Annotated in this window: 21 protein-coding genes and 1 tRNA gene; 7 read left to right on the plus strand and 15 right to left on the minus strand. The window is 66.7% G+C overall.

Annotated elements, in window-relative coordinates; genetic code table 11:
• Positions 1-143: 143 nt before the first annotated feature.
• The 3 genes from AC1U89_RS16840 to clpX all read right to left on the minus strand — a co-directional run bounded on the left by AC1U89_RS16840 (position 144) and on the right by clpX (position 4,632).
• Complete coding sequence (locus tag AC1U89_RS16840) at positions 144-422, minus strand: HU family DNA-binding protein (RefSeq protein ID WP_479900824.1); 279 nt, start codon at positions 420-422, stop codon at positions 144-146.
• A 147-nt stretch (positions 423-569) separates the two neighbouring features.
• On the minus strand, positions 570-2,969 hold the full coding sequence (lon, locus tag AC1U89_RS16845; protein ID WP_479900825.1) for an endopeptidase La: 2,400 nt from the start codon (positions 2,967-2,969) through the stop codon (positions 570-572).
• A gap of 400 nt (positions 2,970-3,369) precedes the next feature.
• Positions 3,370-4,632 carry an ATP-dependent Clp protease ATP-binding subunit ClpX gene (gene clpX, locus AC1U89_RS16850; protein WP_029913277.1) on the minus strand — a complete coding sequence of 421 codons (1,263 nt, stop codon included), beginning with the start codon at positions 4,630-4,632 and terminating at the stop codon, positions 3,370-3,372.
• Between the two features lie 381 nt (positions 4,633-5,013).
• Between clpX and AC1U89_RS16855 the strand changes: the two genes are divergently transcribed.
• On the plus strand, positions 5,014-5,685 hold the full coding sequence (locus AC1U89_RS16855; RefSeq protein WP_479900826.1) for an HAD-IB family hydrolase: 672 nt from the start codon (positions 5,014-5,016) through the stop codon (positions 5,683-5,685).
• 24 nt (positions 5,686-5,709) lie between these two features.
• Here the strand turns inward: AC1U89_RS16855 and AC1U89_RS16860 are convergent, their stop codons facing one another.
• From AC1U89_RS16860 to AC1U89_RS16880, 5 genes are all read right to left on the minus strand, one after another.
• A complete protein-coding gene (locus tag AC1U89_RS16860) occupies positions 5,710-6,729 on the minus strand; it encodes a hypothetical protein (RefSeq protein ID WP_479900827.1) in 1,020 nt (339 codons plus the stop codon).
• An 88-nt stretch (positions 6,730-6,817) separates the two neighbouring features.
• The gene (locus tag AC1U89_RS16865; protein ID WP_479900828.1) at positions 6,818-7,159 is read right to left on the minus strand and encodes a hypothetical protein; all 342 of its coding nucleotides are present in this window, start codon (positions 7,157-7,159) and stop codon (positions 6,818-6,820) included.
• Positions 7,160-7,290: 131 nt separating this feature from the next.
• Positions 7,291-7,917, minus strand: coding sequence for an ATP-dependent Clp protease proteolytic subunit (locus tag AC1U89_RS16870; RefSeq protein ID WP_479900829.1), 627 nt, complete (start codon positions 7,915-7,917; stop codon positions 7,291-7,293).
• Between the two features lie 180 nt (positions 7,918-8,097).
• Entirely contained in the window at positions 8,098-9,456 is a 1,359-nt protein-coding gene (gene tig, locus AC1U89_RS16875; RefSeq protein WP_479900830.1) for a trigger factor, read from the minus strand.
• Positions 9,457-9,662: 206 nt separating this feature from the next.
• Positions 9,663-9,747: transfer RNA gene (locus AC1U89_RS16880), tRNA-Leu, on the minus strand.
• 321 nt (positions 9,748-10,068) lie between these two features.
• Between AC1U89_RS16880 and AC1U89_RS16885 the strand changes: the two genes are divergently transcribed.
• The gene (locus tag AC1U89_RS16885; protein WP_479900831.1) at positions 10,069-10,245 is read left to right on the plus strand and encodes a hypothetical protein; all 177 of its coding nucleotides are present in this window, start codon (positions 10,069-10,071) and stop codon (positions 10,243-10,245) included.
• On the opposite strand, the gene AC1U89_RS16890 is transcribed toward AC1U89_RS16885, so the two are convergent.
• From AC1U89_RS16890 to AC1U89_RS16900, 3 genes are read right to left on the minus strand one after another with little or no spacing between them, the layout of a single operon-like run.
• The gene (locus AC1U89_RS16890) at positions 10,242-11,699 is read right to left on the minus strand and encodes an NAD(P)H-hydrate dehydratase (protein ID WP_479900832.1); all 1,458 of its coding nucleotides are present in this window, start codon (positions 11,697-11,699) and stop codon (positions 10,242-10,244) included. The two genes, AC1U89_RS16885 and AC1U89_RS16890, sit on opposite strands and share 4 nt — an antisense overlap.
• 14 nt (positions 11,700-11,713) lie before the next feature.
• Positions 11,714-12,283: a histidine phosphatase family protein gene (locus tag AC1U89_RS16895; RefSeq protein WP_479900833.1), complete on the minus strand. Its 570-nt coding sequence runs from the start codon at positions 12,281-12,283 to the stop codon at positions 11,714-11,716.
• On the minus strand, positions 12,280-12,585 hold the full coding sequence (locus tag AC1U89_RS16900; RefSeq protein WP_479900834.1) for a hypothetical protein: 306 nt from the start codon (positions 12,583-12,585) through the stop codon (positions 12,280-12,282). The genes AC1U89_RS16895 and AC1U89_RS16900 overlap by 4 nt, the downstream gene beginning before the upstream one ends.
• Positions 12,586-12,787: 202 nt before the next feature.
• Here AC1U89_RS16900 and AC1U89_RS16905 point away from each other — a divergent pair, with 202 nt between their 5' ends.
• Both AC1U89_RS16905 and glnA read left to right on the plus strand, forming a co-directional pair.
• Positions 12,788-13,126, plus strand: a complete 339-nt coding sequence (locus AC1U89_RS16905; RefSeq protein WP_479900835.1) for a P-II family nitrogen regulator — start codon at positions 12,788-12,790, stop codon at positions 13,124-13,126.
• Between the two features lie 39 nt (positions 13,127-13,165).
• Positions 13,166-14,575, plus strand: a complete 1,410-nt coding sequence (gene glnA / locus AC1U89_RS16910; protein WP_479900836.1) for a type I glutamate--ammonia ligase — start codon at positions 13,166-13,168, stop codon at positions 14,573-14,575.
• A gap of 57 nt (positions 14,576-14,632) precedes the next feature.
• Here glnA and AC1U89_RS16915 read toward each other — a convergent pair whose 3' ends face one another.
• Together AC1U89_RS16915 and AC1U89_RS16920 are read right to left on the minus strand one after the other, a co-directional pair.
• Positions 14,633-15,040: a putative quinol monooxygenase gene (locus tag AC1U89_RS16915; protein ID WP_479900837.1), complete on the minus strand. Its 408-nt coding sequence runs from the start codon at positions 15,038-15,040 to the stop codon at positions 14,633-14,635.
• Positions 15,037-15,942 carry a LysR family transcriptional regulator gene (locus AC1U89_RS16920; RefSeq protein WP_479900838.1) on the minus strand — a complete coding sequence of 302 codons (906 nt, stop codon included), beginning with the start codon at positions 15,940-15,942 and terminating at the stop codon, positions 15,037-15,039. Before AC1U89_RS16920 ends, AC1U89_RS16915 begins: the two co-directional genes overlap by 4 nt.
• A gap of 93 nt (positions 15,943-16,035) precedes the next feature.
• Here AC1U89_RS16920 and AC1U89_RS16925 point away from each other — a divergent pair, with 93 nt between their 5' ends.
• Positions 16,036-16,770, plus strand: coding sequence for a hypothetical protein (locus AC1U89_RS16925; RefSeq protein ID WP_479900839.1), 735 nt, complete (start codon positions 16,036-16,038; stop codon positions 16,768-16,770).
• 7 nt (positions 16,771-16,777) lie between these two features.
• Here AC1U89_RS16925 and AC1U89_RS16930 read toward each other — a convergent pair whose 3' ends face one another.
• On the minus strand, positions 16,778-17,137 hold the full coding sequence (locus AC1U89_RS16930) for a Kazal-type serine protease inhibitor family protein (protein ID WP_479900840.1): 360 nt from the start codon (positions 17,135-17,137) through the stop codon (positions 16,778-16,780).
• Positions 17,138-17,300: 163 nt separating this feature from the next.
• Here AC1U89_RS16930 and parE point away from each other — a divergent pair, with 163 nt between their 5' ends.
• Both parE and AC1U89_RS16940 read left to right on the plus strand, forming a co-directional pair.
• Positions 17,301-19,400 carry a DNA topoisomerase IV subunit B gene (gene parE / locus AC1U89_RS16935; RefSeq protein WP_479900841.1) on the plus strand — a complete coding sequence of 700 codons (2,100 nt, stop codon included), beginning with the start codon at positions 17,301-17,303 and terminating at the stop codon, positions 19,398-19,400.
• A gap of 296 nt (positions 19,401-19,696) precedes the next feature.
• Entirely contained in the window at positions 19,697-20,023 is a 327-nt protein-coding gene (locus tag AC1U89_RS16940; protein ID WP_479900842.1) for a UrcA family protein, read from the plus strand.
• A gap of 89 nt (positions 20,024-20,112) precedes the next feature.
• Here AC1U89_RS16940 and AC1U89_RS16945 read toward each other — a convergent pair whose 3' ends face one another.
• The gene (locus AC1U89_RS16945; RefSeq protein WP_479900843.1) at positions 20,113-22,452 is read right to left on the minus strand and encodes a right-handed parallel beta-helix repeat-containing protein; all 2,340 of its coding nucleotides are present in this window, start codon (positions 22,450-22,452) and stop codon (positions 20,113-20,115) included.
• Between the last annotated feature and the right edge of the window lie 170 nt (positions 22,453-22,622).

Consider the following 22,622-nt stretch of genomic DNA (forward strand, 5'->3'; position numbering starts at 1 on the left):
CCTAAGCCTGTTCAGGTCCGTTCGAGGCGGACGAAGCCAAGACGGACGAGGATGTGGGAGATACCCCGTCCGCCCAGGAAAGTCCTGCATAGAAAAAGGCGGGACGCCGTCGGGCGTCCCGCCCTTCCAAATCTTGTACTGGATCAGCCGTTCAGCGTGGTCTTCAGACCTTCGCCGACCTGGAACCGGGCGGTCTTCGACGCCGGACGGTTCACGGTCTCGCCGGTGCGCGGGTTGCGCGCGGTGCCCGCGGCGCGGGCGACGGCCTTGAAGGTGCCGAAGCCGACCAGACGCACGTCCTGGCCCGATTTCAGCGAACTGGTGACCGCGTCGATGAAAGCTTCGAGAGCGTCCTTAGCCTGGTTCTTGTTGATGCCCGCCTTTTCGGCGATCGCCGTGACGAGTTCGGCCTTTGTGGTCATGTTCTTCTCCCAGCATGAAAGCGGCGGCGCCGGCTTCAGCTCACGCCGCTTCGCTMGACCGGGAGTATGCGGGGTTCAGACGGCCCGTCAAACGAAGGCGGCGCGGAAAATCTCCGCGCCGCCTAAGTTATCAACAATAAGTTACTGTTAGTGGGTCAGAACAGCGTCACTGTCGCCGTCGTCGACCTTCGCAGTTGCAGCAATCGGCTCATCCTCTTCACTCCACTCGATTGGCGTCAGCGGCCCCGTGAGGGCGTGCTTCAGCACTTCATCGGCCGTGGAGACCGGGATGATTTCCAGTCCGTCCTTCACGCTTTGCGGGACGTCGGCCAGGTCCTTCTCGTTCTCCTGAGGGATCAGGACCGTCTTCACGCCGGAGCGCAGGGCGGCCAGCAGCTTTTCCTTCAGGCCGCCGATCGCGGTGACCCGGCCGCGCAGGGTGATCTCGCCGGTCATGGCGATGTCCTTGCGGATCGGGATGCCGGTCAGAACCGAGACCATGGCCGTGACCATGGCGGCGCCGGCCGACGGACCGTCCTTCGGCGTCGCGCCGTCAGGCACGTGCACGTGGACGTCGGTCTTCTCGAACACCGGCGGCTTGACGCCGAACTGCAGGGCCCGCGAGCGGACATAGCTGTGAGCCGCCGAGATCGACTCCTTCATCACTTCCTTGAGGTTGCCGGTGACCGTCATGCGGCCCTTGCCCGGCATCTTCACGGCTTCGATGGTCAGGATGTCGCCGCCGAACTCCGTCCAGGCCAGACCGGTGACGATGCCGACCTGGTCGACTTCGTCGGTCTCGCCGTAGCGGTACTTGCGGACGCCGGCGTACTTGGCCAGGCGCTCGTCGTCGATCGTGATCGAGGCCAGCTTCTCGCGCGCCAGGTCACGGACCGTCTTGCGGGCCAGGGCGCCCAGTTCCCGCTCCAGCGACCGCACGCCGGCTTCCCGGGTGTAGTAGCGGATCAGGTCGCGGATGGCCTTTTCCGGCACGACGAATTCCGACGACTTTAGGCCGTGGTCCTTCATCTGCTTGGGCAGGACGTGACGCTTGGCGATCTCGACCTTCTCGTCCTCGGTGTAGCCGGGGATGCGGATGATCTCCATGCGGTCCAGCAGGGGCTGGGGCATGTTGAGGCTGTTGGCCGTGGTGACGAACATCACCTGGCTCAGGTCGTAGTCGACTTCCAGATAGTGGTCGCCGAACGTCGAGTTCTGAGCCGGGTCCAGCACCTCGAGCAGGGCCGAAGACGGGTCGCCGCGATAGTCGCTGCCCATCTTGTCGATCTCGTCCAGCAGGACGAAGGCGTTGGTGGTCTTCGCCTTCTTCATGGTCTGGATGATCTTGCCGGGCATCGAGCCGATGTAGGTGCGGCGGTGACCGCGGATCTCGGCCTCGTCGCGCACGCCGCCCAGCGAGATGCGGGCGAACTCGCGACCGGTCGCCTTGGCCAGCGAGCGGCCCAGCGAGGTCTTGCCGACGCCCGGAGGGCCGACCAGGCACAGGATCGGGCCCTTCAGCGAGTTCGTGCGCGCCTGGACGGCCAGGTACTCAAGGATGCGCTCCTTGACCTTCTCCAGGCCGTAGTGGTCCTCCTCGAGGATCGCCTCGGCCTCGACCAGGTCGATCTTCTTGGTCTTGGCCTTGCCCCACGGGATCGACAGCATCCAGTCCAGATAGTTCCGGACCACGGTGCTTTCGGCCGACATCGGGCTCATGTTGCGCAGCTTCTTCAGTTCGCCCTCGGCCTTGGCCCGGGCTTCCTTGGAAAGCTTGGTCTTCTTGATGCGCTTCTCGAGCTCGATCAGCTCGTCGCGCTGATCGTCAGGGTCGCCCAGCTCGCGCTGGATCGCCTTCATCTGCTCGTTCAGATAGTACTCGCGCTGGGTCTTCTCCATCTGGCGCTTCACGCGCGAGCGGATCTTCTTCTCGACCTGCAGCACCGAGATCTCGCCCTCCATCAGGGCGAAGACCTTCTCCAGGCGCTTCACGACGTCGAAGATTTCCAGCAGGTGCTGCTTGTCGCCGATCTTGACCGACAGGTGGGCCGAGATGCTGTCGGCCAGCTTGCCCGGCTCGGCGATCTGCGGGATCGAGGCCAGGGCCTCGGGCGGCACCTTCTTGTTCAGTTTGACGTAGTTCTCGAACTGCTCGACGACCGCGCGCGACAGCGCCTCGGCCTCGGGGCCAACGCCCTGGTCCTCGTTCACCTCGCCGACCTGGGCCTCGTAATAGGCCTCCTGGTCGGTGAAGCGCACGACGGCCGCGCGGCCCTTGCCCTCGACCAGCACCTTCACGGTGCCGTCGGGCAGTTTCAGCAGTTGCAGAACGGTGGCCAGCACGCCGACGTCATAGATGTCGGCGGGGGCCGGATCGTCGTCGGCCGAGTTCTTCTGGGTGACCAGAAGGATCTCCTTGCCGCCGCGCATCACCTCTTCGAGGGCGCGAACTGACTTGTCACGCCCGACGAACAACGGGACCACCATGTGCGGGAACACAACGATATCCCGCAGGGGCAGCACAGGAAGCGTACGAATCTCAGACATGATGCTTTCTACTCCTGGCCGGCGCGTTGCACTCACGCTCGGCCACGCGGGCCGCCGTCACCCAGACGATGCGCCTGAGTCGTACGACCCGTCCGCTCGGGACTGAGCGGATGTTCGTTATTTATGTGGACCTTTTGCAACACGGTTCAAGCACACTCGCCTCGTAGCGGCGACGGGTCGCGGTCGAGCGGCCAAGGTGCAATGCACATGCCCCTCCGGCGGCTCGACAATGCATGATCCGTGCTGTCCACGGCTCCGGCGCGCCCAAGTTTCACCGAACGCGGTTCAAACGGTCGCGCCCCGCGGGCCGAGCGTGACAACGGACAAAGGTCTCGTGTGACGAAAAGGGCGCGCCCGGCGAGGCCGGACGCGCCCGATTTGGCGAGCTTCGCCGAACGGCCTAGGCCGAAGCGGCGCCGCCCTTCTTCTCGGCGTAGATCAGCAGCGGCTGGGCCCGGCCTTCGACGACCTCGGCGTTGACCACCACTTCCTCGACGCCCTCGTAGTTGGGCAGCTCGAACATGGTCTCCAGCAGGATGCCTTCCATGATCGAACGCAGGCCGCGCGCGCCGGTCTTGCGGGCGATGGCCTTCTTGGCGACGCCGTGCAGGGCGTCGTCGGTGAAGGTCAGGCCGATGTTCTCCATCTCGAACAGGCGTTGGTACTGCTTGACGAAGGCGTTCTTCGGCTCGGTCAGGATCTTCACCAGGGCGGCCTCGTCGAGGTCCTCCAGGGTGGCGATCACCGGCAGACGGCCGATGAATTCCGGGATCAGGCCGAAGCGCTGCAGGTCGTCGGGCTCGACGCCGCGCAGGATCTCGCCCGTGCGACGCTCTTCCGGATCCGCCACCTTCGCGCCGAAGCCGATCGACTTGGCCTGGCCGCGCGCCGAGATGATGCGCTCCAGGCCGGCGAAGGCGCCGCCGCAGATGAACAGGATGTTGGTGGTGTCGACCTGCAGGAACTCCTGCTGAGGATGCTTGCGCCCGCCCTGCGGCGGCACGGAGGCGACGGTGCCTTCCATGATCTTCAGCAGGGCCTGCTGCACGCCCTCGCCCGACACGTCGCGGGTGATCGACGGATTGTCGGACTTGCGGCTGATCTTGTCGATTTCATCAATGTAGACGATGCCGCGCTGGGCGCGCTCGACATTGTAGTCGGCGGCTTGCAGCAGCTTGAGCACGATGTTCTCGACGTCTTCGCCGACGTAACCGGCTTCGGTCAGCGTCGTGGCGTCGGCCATCGTGAACGGCACGTCGATGATTCGAGCCAGGGTCTGGGCCAGCAGGGTCTTACCCGTACCGGTCGGACCGACCAGCAGGATGTTCGACTTGGCCAGTTCGACGTCGTTGTTCTTCGAGGCGTGGTTGAGGCGCTTGTAGTGATTGTGCACCGCCACGGCCAAGACCTTCTTGGCGTGGTTCTGCCCGATCACGTAATCGTCCAGGACTTCGCAGATCTCGCGCGGTGTCGGAACGCCGTCCTTGGACTTCACGAAGGCGATCTTGTGCTCTTCACGGATGATATCCATGCAGAGTTCGACGCATTCATCACAGATGAACACCGTCGGGCCGGCGATGAGCTTGCGCACCTCATGTTGGCTCTTTCCGCAGAAAGAACAGTAGAGGGTGCTCTTGGTGTCGCCGCTCGCGGCTTTCGTCATGGTCGCTTCTCACGCTAGGGCGGTCCAGGCCGAAGCCGAAACCACCGACTCCTTAGCGCCTAACCCGCCACCGAGGCAGCAGGATATCCGCCGGGAGTTGTCTAATCCTTGACATTCCCCGATCCGGACGCACGGCACAAGCCTTGGAGCCGATTTACAGCCCCCAAGTTCGTGGATGATGCATACGGTTTCATGGAATTCTTCTCTAAGATGGCGTTCCAGACCCTCAACGCAAGACGGCGGCGGTTCGCTCCGCGCGACACTCTGGCGCGAGCGCCCCTGAATCCGCGAAGAGCTTAGCGGTGGAAGCGGAATCGTGATGCAAGACGGGCTCGGTTGCGGGGCGCGTGAGCGCGGAGACGAATGGCGAAACGTTCACTGATGGCCCGGTCTTCCATGATGGCTAGGGGCCTTTCGGCCTCGACGCCGATGACGGGGGATCTGCACGAGGGCCCTCCCCTGGTCGCTTTCGATTTCGACGGCACCCTGACGGTTCGCGACAGCTTCACGGCCTTCCTGAAGTGGCGGGTCAGCCCCGCCCGGCATTTCATGGGCATGCTGCGGCTGTTCCCCGCCGCGGTCGGCTACGTGTTCGACCGCAACCGGGGCAAGATCAAGGCCGCCGCCGTCCGCGAATTCCTGCGCGGCGTGCCCCTGGAGCAGCTGGAGAAGGAGGCGCGAGCCTTCGCCCAGTCCGAGGCGCCCAAGCTGTTCCGCCCCGACGCCCTGGCCGTCTGGCGGCGCTGGCGGGCCAAGGGGGCCAAGCTGGTGATCGTCACCGCCTCGCCCGACGTGGTGGTCGCCCCGTTCGCTCGCGGCCTGGGCGCGGACCTGCTGATCGGCTCGAAACTGATGGTCAGCGCCGACGACAAGGTGCTGGGCCCCCTGCTCGGCGCCAACTGCCGGGGCCCCGAGAAGGTGGTCCGCCTGAAGGAGGTCTTCGGCGACGATTTGTCGCTGGCCGCCGCCTACGGCGACACCTCCGGCGACCGCGAGATGCTGGCGATCGCCCACGAGAAGGGCTACCGCATCTTCCGCGGCAAGCCGGGCTAGCCCGCCGCGCCTAACCTGCCGGGCCTAACCTGCCGGGATCGTCAGCAGCGGCGCGTGGGTCGCGCCCTCCTCGTCGTTGAGGAACAGCAGCATCTGCGTCAGCAGGAAGATCCGGCGTGAGTGTTCGTCCGCGCCGTCGATCCAGAACCACCGCCCGCGATAGCGCACCGAGGCATAGGCGTCGGCCGGAGCCCTGGAGCCGCTGCGGACGCGGATCAGGGCGTCGGCCCGCGGAGTCGCGGCGTCGCTGGTTTCCACGCCCTGCGCGAGTTCGCTGAGGATCTCGAACATCGAGCGCGTGGCCAGGGCCAGCTCGTTGTCGCCGCCGACCTTGGCGAAGACGACCACGCTTTCGCCGCCGTCGAACCGCAGGCCCAGCGCCTGCTTCAACAGCAACAGGTCCGCCCGATCGGCGTCGCTGATATCCGCTCCCACCCTGGCGCTGCCCGAATAGGTCTTGTCGCGCTCTTTCAGGCGGACGGAGATGGCCCCGCTMCGCTGCAGGCGGCGGAAGGCGCCGGCGACCTCGGCGAACTTCAGATCGACCTTCTGCTGGAAGAGATCGGCGTGGCTGGCGTTGGTCACGCMGTTGATCGAGCGGACGCCGAGGCTCAGCAGGTCGTCGGAGGCCCACCCCGCCTCCATCATCGCCAGCAGCGACGCGGGCGGCGTCGGCGCCAGCATGCTGCGCGCGAACCGCGAGCCCGTGACCGGGGTGTAGGTCACGGTGGGCGTCTCGCGCAGCAAGACCTCGCCGCCMGCCGAGCCGCCGTCGGAATCCGAAGCGGGATCCAGGGTCGCGCCCACGTGGGCCGAGGCCTCGCGGGTGTACTGGCTGATGACCGAGGTGACGGTCAGGAACAGCGGGGCGTCGCCGTACCGGATGGCCACGATGTTGGAGAGCAACTGCTGCTTCTCGCTGTCGCGCAGCTTGTCGACATAGTCGACCCGATCGACCCCGACCTGATGGACGCCCAGGCTGGTGCAACCGCCCAGCACCAGCGAGACGGCCAGGATCGAGACCGCGAACTTGCCCAGCCGCATTCCGGACTCCGAGACTGTCGAAGGCGGACTTACCGCCTGCATCAGAAACAAAAGTCCGGCCGAGCTTGGGCCGTTGCACTCCGTCCAGCTAGTTCGGCTTCTGGCCGCTCTTGGCGTTGATCCGCGCCACGGTCTGGGCGTGCGACTTGCACATGTAGAAGCCCGGCTTGACCTTGCCGTAGCCCCTGGCCTTGGCGCTGTAGACCTTCCCGCCGGCGGTGGCCCGCCAGACGATCGGCTCCGACCGGCAATAGGCCTTGGCGGCCTTCAGCGTCGTGAAGGTTCGCGGCGCCAGGGTGGTCGGCAAGCCCTGATAAGCGGATGGATTGGCGCAGACCGACGGGTCGCATTGCGCGTGGGCCGTAGCCGCCAGCGCCAGGATCGCGCCCGAAACGCCGAACGCCGCAAGGCGGMTGAACTTGAAGACCATGGCTTGAGCTCCCCCCCGAGCGGCACTTCACATGCGATCGCAGCCGAAGACAAACCAAAGTTATCCGAAATGAAAAAGCCGCCGACCTCGCGGCCGACGGCTTTTCCAAGACTTCGAAGACCGAAAGAGGCCTAGGCCGTCTCGTCCGAGGCGTCGCGGTTCTCGTTGATGTGGTCGATCAGGCCCCAGGCCTTGGCTTCCTCGGCGCTCATGAAGTTGTCGCGGTCCAGGTCGCGCTCGACCTCGTCATAGGTCCGGCCGCAATGCTTGACGTAGATCTCGTTCAGGCGGCGCTTGGTCTTCGCGATGTCCTCGGCGTGACGCATGATGTCCGAGGCCTGGCCGCGGAAGCCGCCCGACGGCTGGTGGACCATGATGCGGGCGTTCGGCAGCGCGATGCGCTGGCCGGGCGCGCCGGCGCAGAGCAGCAGGCTGCCCATCGAGGCGGCCATGCCCATGCACACCGTCGACACCGGGCTCTTGATGTATTGCATGGTGTCGTAGATCGCGAGACCCGCGGTCACCACGCCGCCCGGCGAGTTGATGTACATGGCGATTTCCTTTTTGGGGTTCTCGGACTCCAGGAAGAGCAGCTGGGCGCAGATCAGGCTGGCCATCCCGTCTTCGACGGGACCGGTCAGGAAGATGATCCGCTCTTTCAACAGACGGGAGAAGATGTCGAACGCCCGCTCGCCGCGGCTGGTCTGTTCGACCACCATCGGCACGAGGTTCATCGCCGTCGCCATCGGATCATACATAGGGATCGCCCTTTTTTAATCGTGTCTGGGCGGCGCGAGCACGAATCGGCCCCGCGCGCCGTCGTCAACGCATATCGCGTGGCCCTTAACAGGTTGCAAGGAGCCGGGGCGAAGCTTCCGCCACGAAAAAGGGCGCGGCCCTCGCGGACCGCGCCCTCTTCGCGTCGGATGACGGTGGCCTTAGCCGCCGTAGCCTTCCGGCAGGTCGTCTTCTTCCAGGAGCTCTTCCTTGGAGACTTCCTTTTCCTCGATCTTGGCCTTGCCGAAGATCAGGTCGACGACCTTGTCCTCATAGATCGGGGCGCGCAGGGCGGCCTGCAGGTCGGCGCGCTGGCGGTACATGTCGAACACCTGCTGGGCCTGCGGGCCGTACTGGCGGGCTTCGCGCATCATGGCGTCGGCCAGTTCCTGCTCGGTGACGGCCACGTCGTTCTTGCGGCCGATCTCGGCGAGCACCAGACCCAGGCGCACGCGGCGCTCGGCGATCTTCTTGTACTCGTCCTTCAGCTGCTCCTCGGTCTTGCCTTCGTCCTCGGGCGGCAGGCCACCTTGCGACTTGTCGGCCTGGACCTGCTGCCAGATGCCGGCGAACTCGGCGTCGACCATGCGCGGCGGCAGGGCGAAGTCGTGCTTGCTGTCCAGGATGTCCAGCAGGGCGCGCTTCAGCTTGAAGCGCGAGCTGTTGGCGTAGCGGCCTTCCAGGTTCGACTTCAGCAGGTCCTTCAGGGCCTGCAGGTCCGACAGGCCCAGACGCTTGGCCAGCTCGTCGTCCGGCTCGGCGTCGACCGGCGCGCGCACTTCCTTGACGGTGGTGGCGAACTCGGCGTCCTTGCCGGCCAGGTTGGCGGCTTGGTAGTCGGCCGGGAAGGTCACCTTCACGGTGACGACGTCATCCKGCTTGGCGCCGACCAGCTGGTCTTCGAAGCCCGGGATGAACTGGCCCGAACCCAGGGTCAGCTCGGCGTCGTTGGCCGTGCCGCCGTCGAAGGCCACGCCGTCGATGGTGCCGACGAAGTCGATCAGCAGTTGGTCGCCGTCCTTGGCCTTCAGGGACTTGCCCGTGCGCGGCGCGTAGGTGCGGGCCTGCTTGGCCAGGTCGGCCAGGGCCTCGTCGACCTCGGCGTCCGAGATCTTGTAGACCGGCTTGGTCAGCTCGATCGACGCGGGGTCGATCGGCTCGAATTCCGGCATCACTTCCACGGCCAGTTCGAAGGCCAGGTCCTCGCCGCCGGCGAGCACCTTGTCCATGTCGGACGACGGCTTCAGGTCCGGCTGGCCGGCGGGGCGCAGCTTGTTGTCTTCCAGGACCTTCTGGGTCCCTTCGTTCAGCGTCGCCTCGATGACTTCGCCCATCAGGGCCTTGCCGTACAGGCGGCGAACGTGGGCGGTCGGCACCTTGCCGGGACGGAAGCCCTTGACGTTCATCTGGGGCGCGACTTCGGCGATACGGGCCTCGAGACGCGTGGCGAGTTCACTCGCGGGCACCGTCACGCCATAAACGCGGCTGAGGCCTTCGCCCGATTTTTCAACGATCTGCATCGACATTCTTAGCTTCTCGGCTCTTCGGGCGCCCGCGCCCGTCGTCCGCCCCAGGGGTCAAAACATCAAAGCCGCCCACGTCACCGGGGCGGCGAAAGAGCGCCCTTATGTCACGCGTTTGGCGACCATCCAAGGGCATTGGTGCACTCTCACGGGCCATTGACCCGAGAAAGCGGCGCGACCGCCGGGCGCGGGGCCCGACGGCGTGGTGCGGATGAGAGGACTCGAACCTCCACGCCTCTCAGCGCCAGAACCTAAATCTGGTGCGTCTACCAGTTTCGCCACATCCGCACGATGCGCCGCAGCGGGTTAGACATGCCCGGCCGGCTTGGCAAGTCGCCAGGCGATCCGACCGCCGGCTCATCCATCCTGCGACCATCCGGGACAAGGGTCGCGAGGCGCGAAAATTTCTTCTGAACACCGGGAACAAAGAACGGGCCGGCCGGTTATGCAGATGTCCGCGGCTGTTCAAGAACGCCCCGGATTTACGCCGGCCCGGGCCATGCCCCCCCGACTGACGCCCGGGCCGGTGTTTCCCCTCAGAAATTCGATGCGGAACGATTTGGCCTCGGACGGGTTTGCGTCTGCGTTCGTCCACAGAGTGCGCGCGTCATGGAAACCATCGAAGTCATCGAAGACGACAAGGGCTGGACCGTGAAGCACGGTTCGCGCGTGCTGTTCATCGACACTGTCGAGGAGCGCACCTTCCAGACAGCGCTGGCCATCAGCCACACCCTGTTTGACGAAGGCGTCCGCACCCAGGTCGTGCTGGTCCGGCGGGACCACTAGGCGCGCGGTCGCGCCCTCCACAGATTTCCCAGGACAGCGGGCGCCAGGTCCGGCAGGTCCTCGGCGATCAGGCCCGGCCCATGGGTCGCGCCGGCTTCGGCGTGGATCCAGGCCCCGGCGCAGGCGGCCTCGAAGCTCTCCATGCCCTGGGCGATCAGGCCGGCGATGAAGCCGGCCAGCACGTCGCCCGCGCCGGCCGTCGCCAGCCAGGGCGCGCCGTTCAGGCCGACCGCCGCCCGGCCGTCGGGCGCGGCGATCACCGTATCCGGCCCCTTCAGCAAGACCACCGCCCCGGCCCGTCTCGCGGCCTCCCGCGTCGCGGCGATGCGCTCGGGCGAAGCCGCCAGCAGTCCGGGAAACACCCGCTCGAACTCGCCGGGGTGCGGGGTCAGCACGTCGTCGCGGTCCAGGGCCGGGAACAGGGCGGCGGGGTCCTCGGCGAAACTGGTCAGGGCGTCGGCGTCGACGACCAGGGCCGCGCCGTTGCGGGCCAGGGCGAAGACGTGCCGCATCGTCGTCTCCCCCACCCCGGCCGCCGGCCCGATCACCACCGCGTCCGCCTGGGCGGCGCGGGTCTGCAGGTCGTGCTCGCTCTCGAACGGCGCCAGCATGATCGCCTCCAGATGGGCGGCGTTGACGGCCAGGGCGTTGGGCGGCGACAGCACGGTCACCACCCCTGCCCCGATGCGCAGCGCCCCGCGCGCCGCCAGCCGGGCCGCGCCGGTGTTCCAGGCCTCGCCGCTGACCGCCATCATCCGGCCCCGCGCGTGCTTGTGGGCGTCGACCGCCGGCCACGGGAAGCGCTCGGCCCAGAGGCCGGGCTCGTTCTCGAACAGACGCCCCTCGCCCACCGCCTCCAGCCCGATATCGACCACCACGACGTCGCCGCAGGCCGCCCTGCCCTGCGCCAGGACGTGGGCTGGCTTGCGCCGGTGGAAGGTGACGGTCAGCTCGGCCTTCAAGGCCCGCTCGCCCAGGGGAAGCCCGGTGTCTCCCAGAACGCCGGAGGGAACGTCGACGGCGACGATCCGCGCCGCGCCCGGCATGACCCGCGCCAGGCGGTCGGCCTCCCCCTCCAAGGGGCGCGACAGACCCGCGCCGAACAGGCAATCGATATAGAGCGCGGCTGAACCCGGCTCGGAGACCAGCGGACCGACCTCGCCCTTCCAGCGCGCGGCGGCCCATTGGGCGGCGGGACTGGCCGGCGGGGCCAGCGCCTCGACCCGCACCAGCCAGCCGCGACGCTTCAGATGCCGGGCGATCACATAGCCGTCGCCGCCGTTGTCGCCCGGCCCGCACCAGATCACCGTCGGGCAGCGGGCGTAGCGCTCGCGGACGACCTCGGCCACGGCGCGGCCGGCGCGCTCCATCAGCACTGTGGTCGGGGTTCCCGCCTCGGCCGCCGCGCGGTCCGCCGCGGTCATCTCGGCGACGGTCATGATCTCGCGTGGCACGGCGGCTCCTGTCTCTAAAGCACCTGGGTGGGGGCCTCTTGGCCCTTTTCGACCAGGATCAACGCGCCGTCGACCACATCGAACACCGTGACCGACACATGGTCGGGCCGGAACGCCGCCACCGCCTCGTCGCCGGTGGCCGCCGACACCGCCGCGTTCAGGGCCACGAAATGGCTGAACACCGCCGCGCCGGGATGCGAGGCCACGGCCTCGGCCACCTGTCGGGTCCAGGCGACATAGTCCAGATCGCCTTGGATATCGCGCCATCGCCCCTGGAAGGCCTGGCGCAGCCAACCGGGGCGCGCCTCGGCGTCGAGGGCCGCCGGCGTCGGGATCTCGCCGACCCGGGGATCGATCTCGACCGGCACGCCCAGGGCGTCGGCCAGCGGCTGGGCCGTTTCCCGGCAGCGCCGCAGTGGCGAGCTCACCACCCGGGACGGGCGCTCCTTCTCGGGCAAGGCCAGCAGGCGCTCGGCCACCGCCCTCGCCTGCTCGGCGCCCGCCGGGTCCAGTCCCGGGTCCGGATCGGCGTCGCCCCAGGTCGAGGCGGGACGGCCGTGACGGATCATCCGAATGCGGCTCATGGGCTTATCCCCTCATCGCAATATCTTCMCGGCCGCGCCCGTGACGCCGGATGTTGTTCCAAGGTTTCCGGGTCGGTCTGGGCCCGCTTCGCCGCCGAAACGTGCGAGCGCGCAAAAACCAACCCCGCGTTCACCGCCCTGCCCGTCGCGGATTTCGCCACAATCTTCAGCAGTTTTCGAATCGACGACGCATTTTTGGCCATTCCGCCGAAACGGATCCAACGCCGCTCCGTGTCGCGCCACCCGCCTTCGGCCCGTTCTTTGTCCCAGAAATGGTCGTTTCCGCGATCCTCGATCCGCAATCGACGCTCCGGGGCCGGTTTGGTCGCCCAAACGCGCCATGATGAAGTTTCAGGCTTTATCTGCACAAATAATGATCAATGAGCCAAACTCGACAGAACTCGACCCATAAAGCGCGTCAGCACGCTTGTGAGCCGACAGGCCGGCGTGCTCCGTGCCGCTCAGTCAGCGGCGCCCGCGCCGTATGGGCGTGAAAGAAGTCTGATGAAAAAGATCGAAGCCGTCATCAAGCCGTTCAAGCTGGATGAGGTCAAAGAGGCGCTTCAGGACATGGGCGTGCAGGGCATGACCGTGCTGGAAGCCAAGGGCTWCGGCCGCCAGAAGGGCCACACCGAGCTSTATCGCGGCGCCGAGTACGTCGTCGACTTCCTCCCCAAGATCAAAGTCGAAGTCGTGGTCGAAGACAGCCAATTGGACGCCGCGCTCGAAGCCATCACCAACGCCGCCCGCACGGGCCGCATCGGCGACGGCAAGATTTTCGTGTCGGAGATCACGGAAGTCGTCCGCATCCGCACCGGAGAAACCGGCCCGTCCGCCGTCTAGGCCCGGACCGAAACCGCTTAACGCTCAAAGGGGATAACGATGAGCACCGCCAAGCAAATCCTGGACCTGATCAAGGAAAAGGACGTCAAGTACGTCGACGTCCGTTTCACCGACGTGCGCGGCAAGCTGCAGCACGTGACCTTCGACATCGATCTGGTCGATGACGACTTCCTCAACGACGGCACCATGTTCGACGGCTCGTCGATCGCCGGCTGGAAGGCCATCAACGAGTCGGACATGAAGCTGCGTCCGGACCTGACCACCGCGATCATCGACCCGTTCTACCAGCAGACCACCCTGGCGCTGTTCTGCGACGTGGTGAACCCCGACACGGGCACCCCCTACAACCGAGACCCGCGCTCGATCGCCAAGAACGCCCTGGCCTACGTCAAGTCGTCGGGCATCGGCGACACCGTGTTCTTCGGCCCGGAAGCCGAGTTCTTCATCTTCGACGACGTCCGCTGGAACACCTCGTCGAACAACACGGGCTACTCGTTCGACAGCGTCGAACTGCCGGGCAACTCGGCCAAGGAATATCCGGAAGGCAACATGGGCCACCGCCCGGGTCCGAAGGGCGGCTACTTCCCGGTCAACCCGATCGACTCGGCCCAGGACCTGCGCGGCGAAATGCTGGCCGTCATGGGCGAGCTGGGCATGAAGCCGGAAAAGCACCACCACGAAGTGGCGCCTGCCCAGCACGAACTCGGCCTGAAGTTCGACACCATGGTCACCATGGCCGACCGGATGCAGCTGTATAAGTACGTGATCCACAACGTGGCCCACGCCTACGGCAAGACCGCCACCTTCATGGCCAAGCCGATGTTCGGCGACAACGGCTCGGGCATGCACGTGCACCAGTCGATCTGGCAGGACGGCAAGCCGCTGTTCGCCGGCGACAAGTACGCCGGCCTGTCGGACATGTGCCTGTGGTACATCGGCGGCATCATCAAGCACGCCAAGGCGATCAACGCGTTCTCGAACTCGACGACGAACTCGTACAAGCGCCTGGTGCCCGGCTATGAAGCCCCGGTGAAGCTGGCCTACAGCTCGCGCAACCGCTCGGCCTCGATCCGTATCCCGCACGTCGACTCGCCGAAGGCCAAGCGCATCGAGGCGCGCTTCCCCGACCCGATGGGCAACCCGTACCTGACCTTCGTCGCCCTGCTGATGGCTGGCCTGGACGGCATCAACAACAAGATCRATCCGGGCGCGGCCGCCGACAAGAACCTCTACGACCTGCCGCCCCGCGAGCAGAAGAAGATCCCGGAAGTCTGCGGCTCGCTGCGCGAAGCCCTGGAGAACCTGGACAAGGACCGCGCCTTCCTGAAGGCCGGCGGCGTCATGGACGACGACTTCATCGACAGCTACATCGAGCTGAAGATGGAAGAGGTGATGCGTCTCACGCTGCACCCGCACCCGGTCGAATTCGACATGTACTACAAGTGCTAGGCCTTACGGCTTAGGACCAAGGAAGAGGCCCGCGGAGCGATCCGCGGGCCTTTTTCTTCAGGCTTTAGCCAATCCCACCCCGCCCACAGGCGCGGTCTCGAACCGGTGCCCGAAGCCCGCGATGATCGGGCGGGCCTTGGCGATCGCCGCCTGGACGGCGGGCAGCTTCAGCGAGGCGGCGTGGCTGTCCTTGTCGGTCCACACCTCGGTGATCCACAGGGCGTCGGCGTCCGTGGTGTCCTTGGCGACGATGTAGCTGAGGCAGCCGGGCATGCCTTGCGTGTCCTCCGACAGGATCGCGACCAGTTCGTCCCGCTTGCCGGGCGCGGCCTTCATCTGGCCGATCAGTCCGTACATCGCCTTGTTCTCCTGGGCTTGGGTGAGCGAAGGACCGGCGAGCGCCGCCAGGGCCAGGCCGCCGGCCAGCAGATCGCGTCGTCCGATATCGTCGGGTGCGGTCGTCATGGTTCCTCCCCCTCGCCATTGTCGGCGAGCCCATTCTTAGCAAGAAGGGACCGGATCGTGTCAGCATCCGCCGATCCCAACGCCCCGCCAAGGCCCAGCAGGTGCAGGGGATTGAAGCACGGCGGCCGCCCCGCGGGCCGGACGATCCGCACGCGATCGCGCCAGCAGACCGAGCGGACCAGGTCCAGCGGCGCGACGATCGCCCCTCGCCCGGCCGCGCAGCTCTCCATCGCCTCCTCGATCTCGCCGGCGTGGTCCAGCCGCCGGAGGCCGTCGGGCTGGGCGTCGAACACCGTCTCGAACCAGTGGCCGAAGACGAACTCGTACTCGTCATAGGTGGCKAAGATCGTGCGCGAGAGCCCGGCCAGGTCCTCGGGGACCTCGATCCCCGCCGGCGCGGCCAGCACCAGTTCCTCGCGGGCGATCGGCGTCGACTGCACCGGGGCGGCGGTGACCGGCCGGTAGGTGACGCCCAGGTCGACGGCCCCGGTCGCCACCGCCGACAGCACCGCCTCGTGCGAGCCGAAGGTCAGCTCGATCGGCCGGTCCGCCGGGAGGCCCGCATAGAGCCGCGGCGCCAGGCGATAGCGCCCGAAGGCCGAGACCACGGCCAGGCGCAGGGGGCGCAGCGCCGGGTCCGCCCGGCTCAGCCGCTCGCGGGTGCGCTCCACCTCGTCCAGGGCGCGGCCGACGCTCTCGAACAGGGCCTGGCCGGCGGCGGTCAGACGCAGATGCCGTCCCACCCGCTCGAACAGCGGCCGGCCCATCTCGCGCTCGAAGGCCTTGAGGTCGTGGTGGATGGCCGGCGGCGACTTGCCCAGGCGCGGACTGGCGGCGGCGATGCCCCCGGCCGAGGCCACCGCATGGAACACCGCCGCCCGACGCAGATCGACATGTCGCATCGTTTCGCAATCCAGAACGAATGGCTGGTCCGTTCGAAATATCGCCGATCGCTGTTCGCGGCTAGGGCTGGGCCTTCATCCAAGGAGGCGTAGATGACCTGGAAACAGACCCTGACGGCGATCGCCCTGGCCGCCGCGCTCGCAAGCGGCCCGGCCCGCGCCCAGACCCAGCAGGCCGCCTTCCTGTTCACCTACGACATCGATCGCGGACAGCAGGCCGCCTTCGAGGCAGGCTACGCCGCCCATCTGAAGTGGCACGCCGCCCACCGCGACGCCCTGCCCTGGTTCGGCTGGTACGTGACCAGCGGCGCGCGCACCGGCCTGTTCGTGGACGGGACGTTCGGCATCCCGTTCGCCGCCATGGACGCCCGGCCCGACCCGGCCGGCGACGGCGCCGACATGGCCGCCCGCGTCCTGCCCTACGCCAAGGCCCGCGCCTATTCGGCCTATGCGCTGTGGGCCGAACCCAGCACGACCCGCAGCCTGGAGGACCGCCGCCCCACGCCCGAACTCGACGCCTACGACCTGAGCGTCGCCCCTGGCGACGTCGCCGCCTTCGAGACCGCCCTGCTGGCCTCGGCGCGGGCGGGCAAGGGACGCCTGGGATGGACCTGGTATCGCCTGGCCGGCGGCGGCGAGCTCGGAAGCTATCTGGCGCTGGTCCCTCGGCGGACCTGGGCCGACCTGGCCGACCGTCCCGCCGACCTGGCCGGCCTGATCGCGGCCGCGTATGGCCCCGGCCCGGACGCGGCGCGGGCCGCCGCCCTGGTGAAGCGCGTCCAGGTCGAGACCTGGTCCTACAAACCCGAGCTCAGCCGCCTGCCCTAGCCGGCCCCTAGCCGGCCTTGCACTCGCCCTGGGACGCGACGCTGACTCCCTTGGCGGCGGCGTTGCAGGCGCTGGCGTAGGTCTTGCCGTCGCATCCGCAGACGGGGGCGTAGATCATCGTGCACATCTGGGGCGGCTTGCGGCAGACGCCCGAGGCGTCGGCCACGGTCTTGCACTGGCCCGCCTGCATCTGGCAGCTCAGCCCCTCGGCGCACTGGAAGCCCGCGAAGCCGCCGCACATGCCGCCCTCGGCCACGGGCGTGCGGGCGTTGGGCGGCGGGGTCGGTTGCGCCGGGCCGGAACCGGGGCTGGAGCAGGCCAGCAAGCTCAGCGAGGCCAGCAGGATGGTGAGGGGCTTCCAGGTCATCGGGCGCTCCGGTTGGGTTGAAACCGTCTGAGGAACGCGCCACCCTGCCATGTGTCCGTCCGAGCGGGCAAATCCGCCCGTTCGCCGACCTATCCCCCTCTTTTCTTCGCGCGCGGCGCGGCCCATACGGGGCGCTCCGGCCGAATCGACGCATGTTCCCGTAATGTCCTCCAAAGACGCTCCCGCTTCCTTCTCGCTGTTCGACGACGACGCCCTGGCGCCCGTGCCGGCCTCGCCGTTCCCCGCCCGCGAACCGCATCCGCAGCCCGCGCCCCGTCCGGCCGCCCCTCCGCCTCCGTCGGCCAAGTCCGAGGCCGCTCCGCCCTCGTCGGGCGCCTACGACGCCAGCGCCATCGAGGTGCTGGAAGGCCTGGAGCCCGTGCGCATGCGTCCGGGCATGTACATCGGCGGCACCGACGAACGCGCCCTGCACCACCTGTTCGCCGAAGTGCTGGACAACTCGATGGACGAGGCCGTGGCCGGCTTCGCCAAGACCATCGAGGTCAAGCTCGACGCCGACGGCTTCCTGTCGGTCCGCGACGACGGCCGCGGCATGCCCGTGGACCCGCACCCCAAACATCCGGGCAAGTCGGCCCTGGAAGTGATCATGACCGTCCTGCACGCTGGCGGTAAGTTCAGCGGCAAGGCTTACGAGACCTCGGGCGGCCTGCACGGCGTCGGCGCCAGCGTCGTCAACGCCCTGTCGGAACTGGTCGAGGTCACCGTCTGGCGCGACGGCTTCGAGCATCGCCAGAGCTTCGCCCGCGGCAAGCCGCTGGGTCCGGTCGAGAAGATCCAGCCCAGCAAGAAGCGCGGCACCCAGGTCCGCTTCAAGCCCGACGACCAGATCTTCGGCGAGGGCTGCGCCTTCAAGCCGGCGCGCCTGTACCGCATGGCCCGCTCCAAGGCCTATCTGTTCCGCGGCGTGCAGATCAAATGGTCCTGCGATCCCTCGCGCATCCACGACCAGACCCCGCCCGAAGCCACCTTCCACTTTCCCAACGGCCTGGCCGACTTCCTGGCCGAGCGCACCAAGGGGCTGGAGATGGTCACGCCCGACAGCTTCTCCGGGCGCATCGAGCGCCAGGGCGAGGCCGGCGCGGTCGAATGGGCCATCGCCTGGACCCCGCGCGGCTTCGGCGAGCATGACGGCTTCATGCAGTCGTACTGCAACACCGTGCCGACCCCCGAGGGCGGCACCCACGAAAGCGGCCTGCGCGCCGCCCTGACCCGGGGCCTGAAGGCCTATGCGGAGCTCAAGGGCGAGAAGCGCGCGGCGATCATCACCGCCGACGACGTCATCGCCCAGGCCGGCGCCCTGATCTCGGTGTTCATCAAGAACCCGGAATTCCAAGGCCAGACCAAGGAAAAGCTGTCATCGAGCGAGGCCCAGCGCTTCGTCGAGAACGCCCTGCGCGATCCGTTCGACCATTGGCTGACCGGCTCGCCCAAGGCCGCCCAGGCCCTGCTGGAGTTCGTGATCGAGCGGGCCGAGGAGCGCCTGAAGCGCCGCAAGGACAAGGAAGTCCAGCGCGCCTCGGCGACCCGCAAGCTGCGCCTGCCGGGCAAGCTGGCCGACTGCGCGGCCGGGGCCGTGGACGGCGCCGAACTGTTCATCGTCGAAGGCGACTCGGCCGGCGGCTCGGCCAAGCAGGCCCGCAACCGCAAAAACCAGGCGATCCTGCCCCTGCGCGGCAAGATCCTCAACGTGGCCTCGGCCAGCGGCGAGAAGTTCACGGCCAACAAGGAGCTCAGCGACCTGATGCTGGCCCTGGGCGCCCAGGGCGGCAACAAGTATCGGGAAGAKGATCTGCGCTATGAGCGCATCATCATCATGACCGACGCCGACGTCGACGGCGCCCACATCGCCTCGCTGCTAATCACCTTCTTCTACCGGACCATGCCGGAGCTGATCCGCCAGGGTCACCTGTTCCTGGCCCTGCCGCCGCTGTACCGCATCAGCCACGGCGGCAAGAGCGCCTACGCCCGCGACGACGCCCACAAGGACGAGCTGCTGGCCACGATGTTCAAGGGCAAGAAGCCCGAGATCGGCCGCTTCAAGGGCCTGGGCGAGATGATGGCCTCCCAGCTGAAGGAGACCACCATGGACCCGTCGGTGCGCACCCTGGCCAAGATCACCCTTCCCCGCTCGGAAGACGCGGTCGAGGCCCTGGTCGAGACCCTGATGGGCCGCAAGCCCGAGTTGCGCTTCCGCTTCATCCAGGAAAACGCCGAGTTCGCGGCGGACGACCTGGACCTCTAGGCCCCGCTCCCTCCCCCTTTTCGGGGAGGGAAACGGCGACCTATGAAAAAATCTGACATTTCAGATTTGCGCCCATCAAGCGCCGCTAACCCCTCAAATGAATTCGACATTTCGCGCGCCGATGAGTCGCGAACGCTCGGTTTTTGACCGTTTTGTCGACCTTTTTCGCTTTTCCCGCGCGCAAACTAGGCAGATGCAAGGTTTCGAACTCGATTTCGAGCCAAACCGCTTGCGGCTCGAGACGGGATCGATCCGAGCGGCGCCCCGAGACGTCGCCGAAACAGGGAAGACGTCAAATGAAGACCCTCGCCGCCTCGACCGCCGCTCTGCTCCTGCTGGCCGGCGCCGCGCCCGCCTTCGCCGCCCAGGCCGAGACCGAAACCGTCAGCATCCCGGTCTCCAAGGCCAAGCTGAACCTCAACAACCCGCAGGACGCCCAGCGGTTGATGCGCCGCATCGACGCCGCCGCCCTCGAGGCCTGCGGCGCGGACGCCCACAGCTTCCAGTATGTGAAGCAGGCCGTGGCCGCCTCGGCCTGCCACCGCGAGGCCGTCGCCGGCGCGGTGTCGCAGCTGAATTCCCCGCAAGCCTCGCTGACCGTCACGGGCGTCCGCAACCGCTAGAGCCTTTCATCCCCCGCCAAGAGGGGAAGTGTCGGCGATACGCCCGGAGCCGAGCTCCGGGCGTTTTGCGTTCTGAGCCCATGAAAGCCTCAGAAGAGGATGTCGCCGGCCGACAGGGTGGTGACGTGCTCGAGCGTGGCGATCAGGTCATGGGCGCCGTTGTGGTCGAAGTAGACCTGGAGCCCGGCGTCGGTCTGGGCCGTGCTCCAGGTTCCCGACGCATAGTCCTGGTGCAGGGCCGACAGATCCAGTTTGTCCTGGCCGACACTGAAGTCCGTGATGACATCCGCGCCGTCGGCCACGCTATGGAAGACGAAGACATCCGCCCCGGCGCCGCCGGTGAGCCTGTCGAGACCGCCGCCACCTTCGATATGATCAGCGCCGTCCTTGCCGATGATCCAGTTGGCCGACGCATTGCCGATCACCGTCGCGCCGTCATTCGTCGTGATCGTCGCGTTCTCGACCTGGGCCTCGAGCAGATAGCGCGAAGCCTGGACTAGGACGGTGTCGATCCCGCCCCCGCCGAACTCGAGGATGTGGTCGCCGGCGCTGTCGACCACATAGGTGTCGTCACCCGCCCCGCCCTTCATGACGTCGGCGCCGGCGCGGCCGTCGATCTTGTCGTTGGAAGACGTGCCGGTGATGACGTCGAACTTTGAGGTGCCGGTGAAGGTCGCCGTCGTCGCGCCACCGGCGGCGACCGTGGTCGCCAGGCCGTCGAGATCGAAGCTGGTCGCCGTCAGGTCGGCGGCGACGACACCCTTGAGGGTCAGGGTATGTCCGTCGCGGAAGTGCAGCACAGTGTCGGCGTCGGACTGAGCGAGCGCGGCCTGCAATTCGGCGAAACTGGCGAAATCGTCACCGGCCAAGACCACCTTGTCCCCCGCGGTGAAATCGGAAACCACGCTTGAGCCGTCGACCGACACCATGAAGGCGTCGGCACCCGCACCGCCGGTCATGAAGTCCGCGCCGCCGGCCCCGATGAGCGTGTCAGCGCCGGCGGCGCCGATCAGCATGTTCGACAGGCCGTTGCCGAACAGGGTCGCGCCCTGGTTCGACTTGGCGGTCAGGTTCTCGACATTGTCCCCCAGCTGATAGGACAACTCGTAGAGCAGGACCGTGTCGACACCTCCTGACACAGCCTCGACGACCACGTCCCGGGAGCTGGACGCGGCATAGGTGTCGTCGCCCGCGCCGCCGGTCATCGTGTCGAGCCCGGTAAGGCCGTCGATATAGTCGTCGCCGGACGTTCCCGTCAGGAGATCGGCGCTGCTCGTCCCCTTGATGGTTTGCGCCGATCTGGCGCTTTCCTCCCACGGCGTGGCTGACTCCGAAGGCAGCGTGATCGTCGGCGACCAAAGCGCCACCGCGTCCGGCCCGACATCGCCCGTCCAGATGACCCCGGACCCGTTGTCGTCGCTCACGACCACGTCCGTGCCGTTGCCGGCCTCGATGCGGGTGACCGCCACAGCGCCGATCAGCGTGTTGCCCGACACCGTGACGTCGGAAGAATATCGAACCGTCTCGGCATTGGGATTTCCCGTGGCCACATAGACGGCCCACGGGGCCTTGGTGTTCGAAACCAGATAATTGTCGGTGATCGAGACATCGACCGCGCCATGCACGCTGACCGGCAGCTTGCCGACGTTGACCACCTTGTTGCCGGTGACATCGACATTCTTGGCTTCATAGTCCGCGCCCGGAAGCATATAGGCGTCGCCGGTCCAGCCGCCGGCCGAAATCCCGTCGCCGGTCACGTCATGAATATTGTTGTCCGAAATTGTGATGTCGCTCGATCCACCTTTCGCGAAGATCGCCGCGGTGGTGTTCTGCAGATTGTAGATTTCGTTGCGCGCTATGACGCCGTTCTGTACGCCGACGAAATCGATGCCTTCCTCGGTACCGATATCGTGAACGACATTGTCCAACACATAGGCGTTGTTGGCCTGCCCAACCTTGATGCCGTCCTCGACAGAGCCGCTAATGACATTGCCTTGGATCACGATGTTGTTGACGTAGTTGGTAAAGTCGCTACCGCTTTGATTGAATTGAATTCCGTCGTAACCGCCGACGATGGCGAAGTTCTTGATCACGTAGTTGTCGACGCCCAGCGCCTGGATCGTCGGCTTGTCGTTGCTCGCGGCCACGATCGTGGCGGCCTGCGGGCCGTCGGCCGAAAGCAACCAGATCGGTGCGTCCGCCGTGCCGCTGGCGTTCCAGGGGATCTTCACGTTCTCCACATAGGTGCCGGCATGCACATAGATCGCCGTGCCGGGCTTTGCTGCCGCCACCGCGGCCTGAATGGTGGCATAAGGACTATCCGAACTGCCGTCGCCCCCTGCCGCCGCGCCGGCCGAAACGTGGATAATCGCGGTCGGACCTTGGTCCGAGAACACAACTTCTGACGCTGACACAATGTAATCCTTCACCAAACCCGCGATAAGGGTATGGCGACTTCTCGCTTCGCACCTTAACGCGTTAAGTTAATTTGTGATCATACTCCTAGATTCCCATGTATTCGCGTGCGACATATTGACCAATTATCTCTACTATTGGAGATATGACGCCGAACATAAATTATCATCTTCGTCAATTTTGA

It is taken from the genome of Caulobacter sp. 05T431, assembly GCF_056665975.1.

Excerpts from the sequence above, each read along its gene's own strand:
- AC1U89_RS16840 (WP_479900824.1), bottom strand. The coding sequence starts at position 422 with ATGACCACAAAGGCCGAACTCGTCACGGCGATCGCCGAAAAGGCGGGC.
- lon (WP_479900825.1), bottom strand. The coding sequence starts at position 2,969 with ATGTCTGAGATTCGTACGCTTCCTGTGCTGCCCCTGCGGGATATCGTT.
- clpX (WP_029913277.1), bottom strand. The coding sequence starts at position 4,632 with ATGACGAAAGCCGCGAGCGGCGACACCAAGAGCACCCTCTACTGTTCT.
- AC1U89_RS16855 (WP_479900826.1), top strand. The coding sequence starts at position 5,014 with ATGGCCCGGTCTTCCATGATGGCTAGGGGCCTTTCGGCCTCGACGCCG.
- AC1U89_RS16870 (WP_479900829.1), bottom strand. The coding sequence starts at position 7,917 with ATGTATGATCCGATGGCGACGGCGATGAACCTCGTGCCGATGGTGGTC.
- AC1U89_RS16885 (WP_479900831.1), top strand. The coding sequence starts at position 10,069 with ATGGAAACCATCGAAGTCATCGAAGACGACAAGGGCTGGACCGTGAAG.
- AC1U89_RS16895 (WP_479900833.1), bottom strand. The coding sequence starts at position 12,283 with ATGAGCCGCATTCGGATGATCCGTCACGGCCGTCCCGCCTCGACCTGG.
- AC1U89_RS16915 (WP_479900837.1), bottom strand. The coding sequence starts at position 15,040 with ATGACGACCGCACCCGACGATATCGGACGACGCGATCTGCTGGCCGGC.
- AC1U89_RS16925 (WP_479900839.1), top strand. The coding sequence starts at position 16,036 with ATGACCTGGAAACAGACCCTGACGGCGATCGCCCTGGCCGCCGCGCTC.
- AC1U89_RS16930 (WP_479900840.1), bottom strand. The coding sequence starts at position 17,137 with ATGACCTGGAAGCCCCTCACCATCCTGCTGGCCTCGCTGAGCTTGCTG.
- AC1U89_RS16940 (WP_479900842.1), top strand. The coding sequence starts at position 19,697 with ATGAAGACCCTCGCCGCCTCGACCGCCGCTCTGCTCCTGCTGGCCGGC.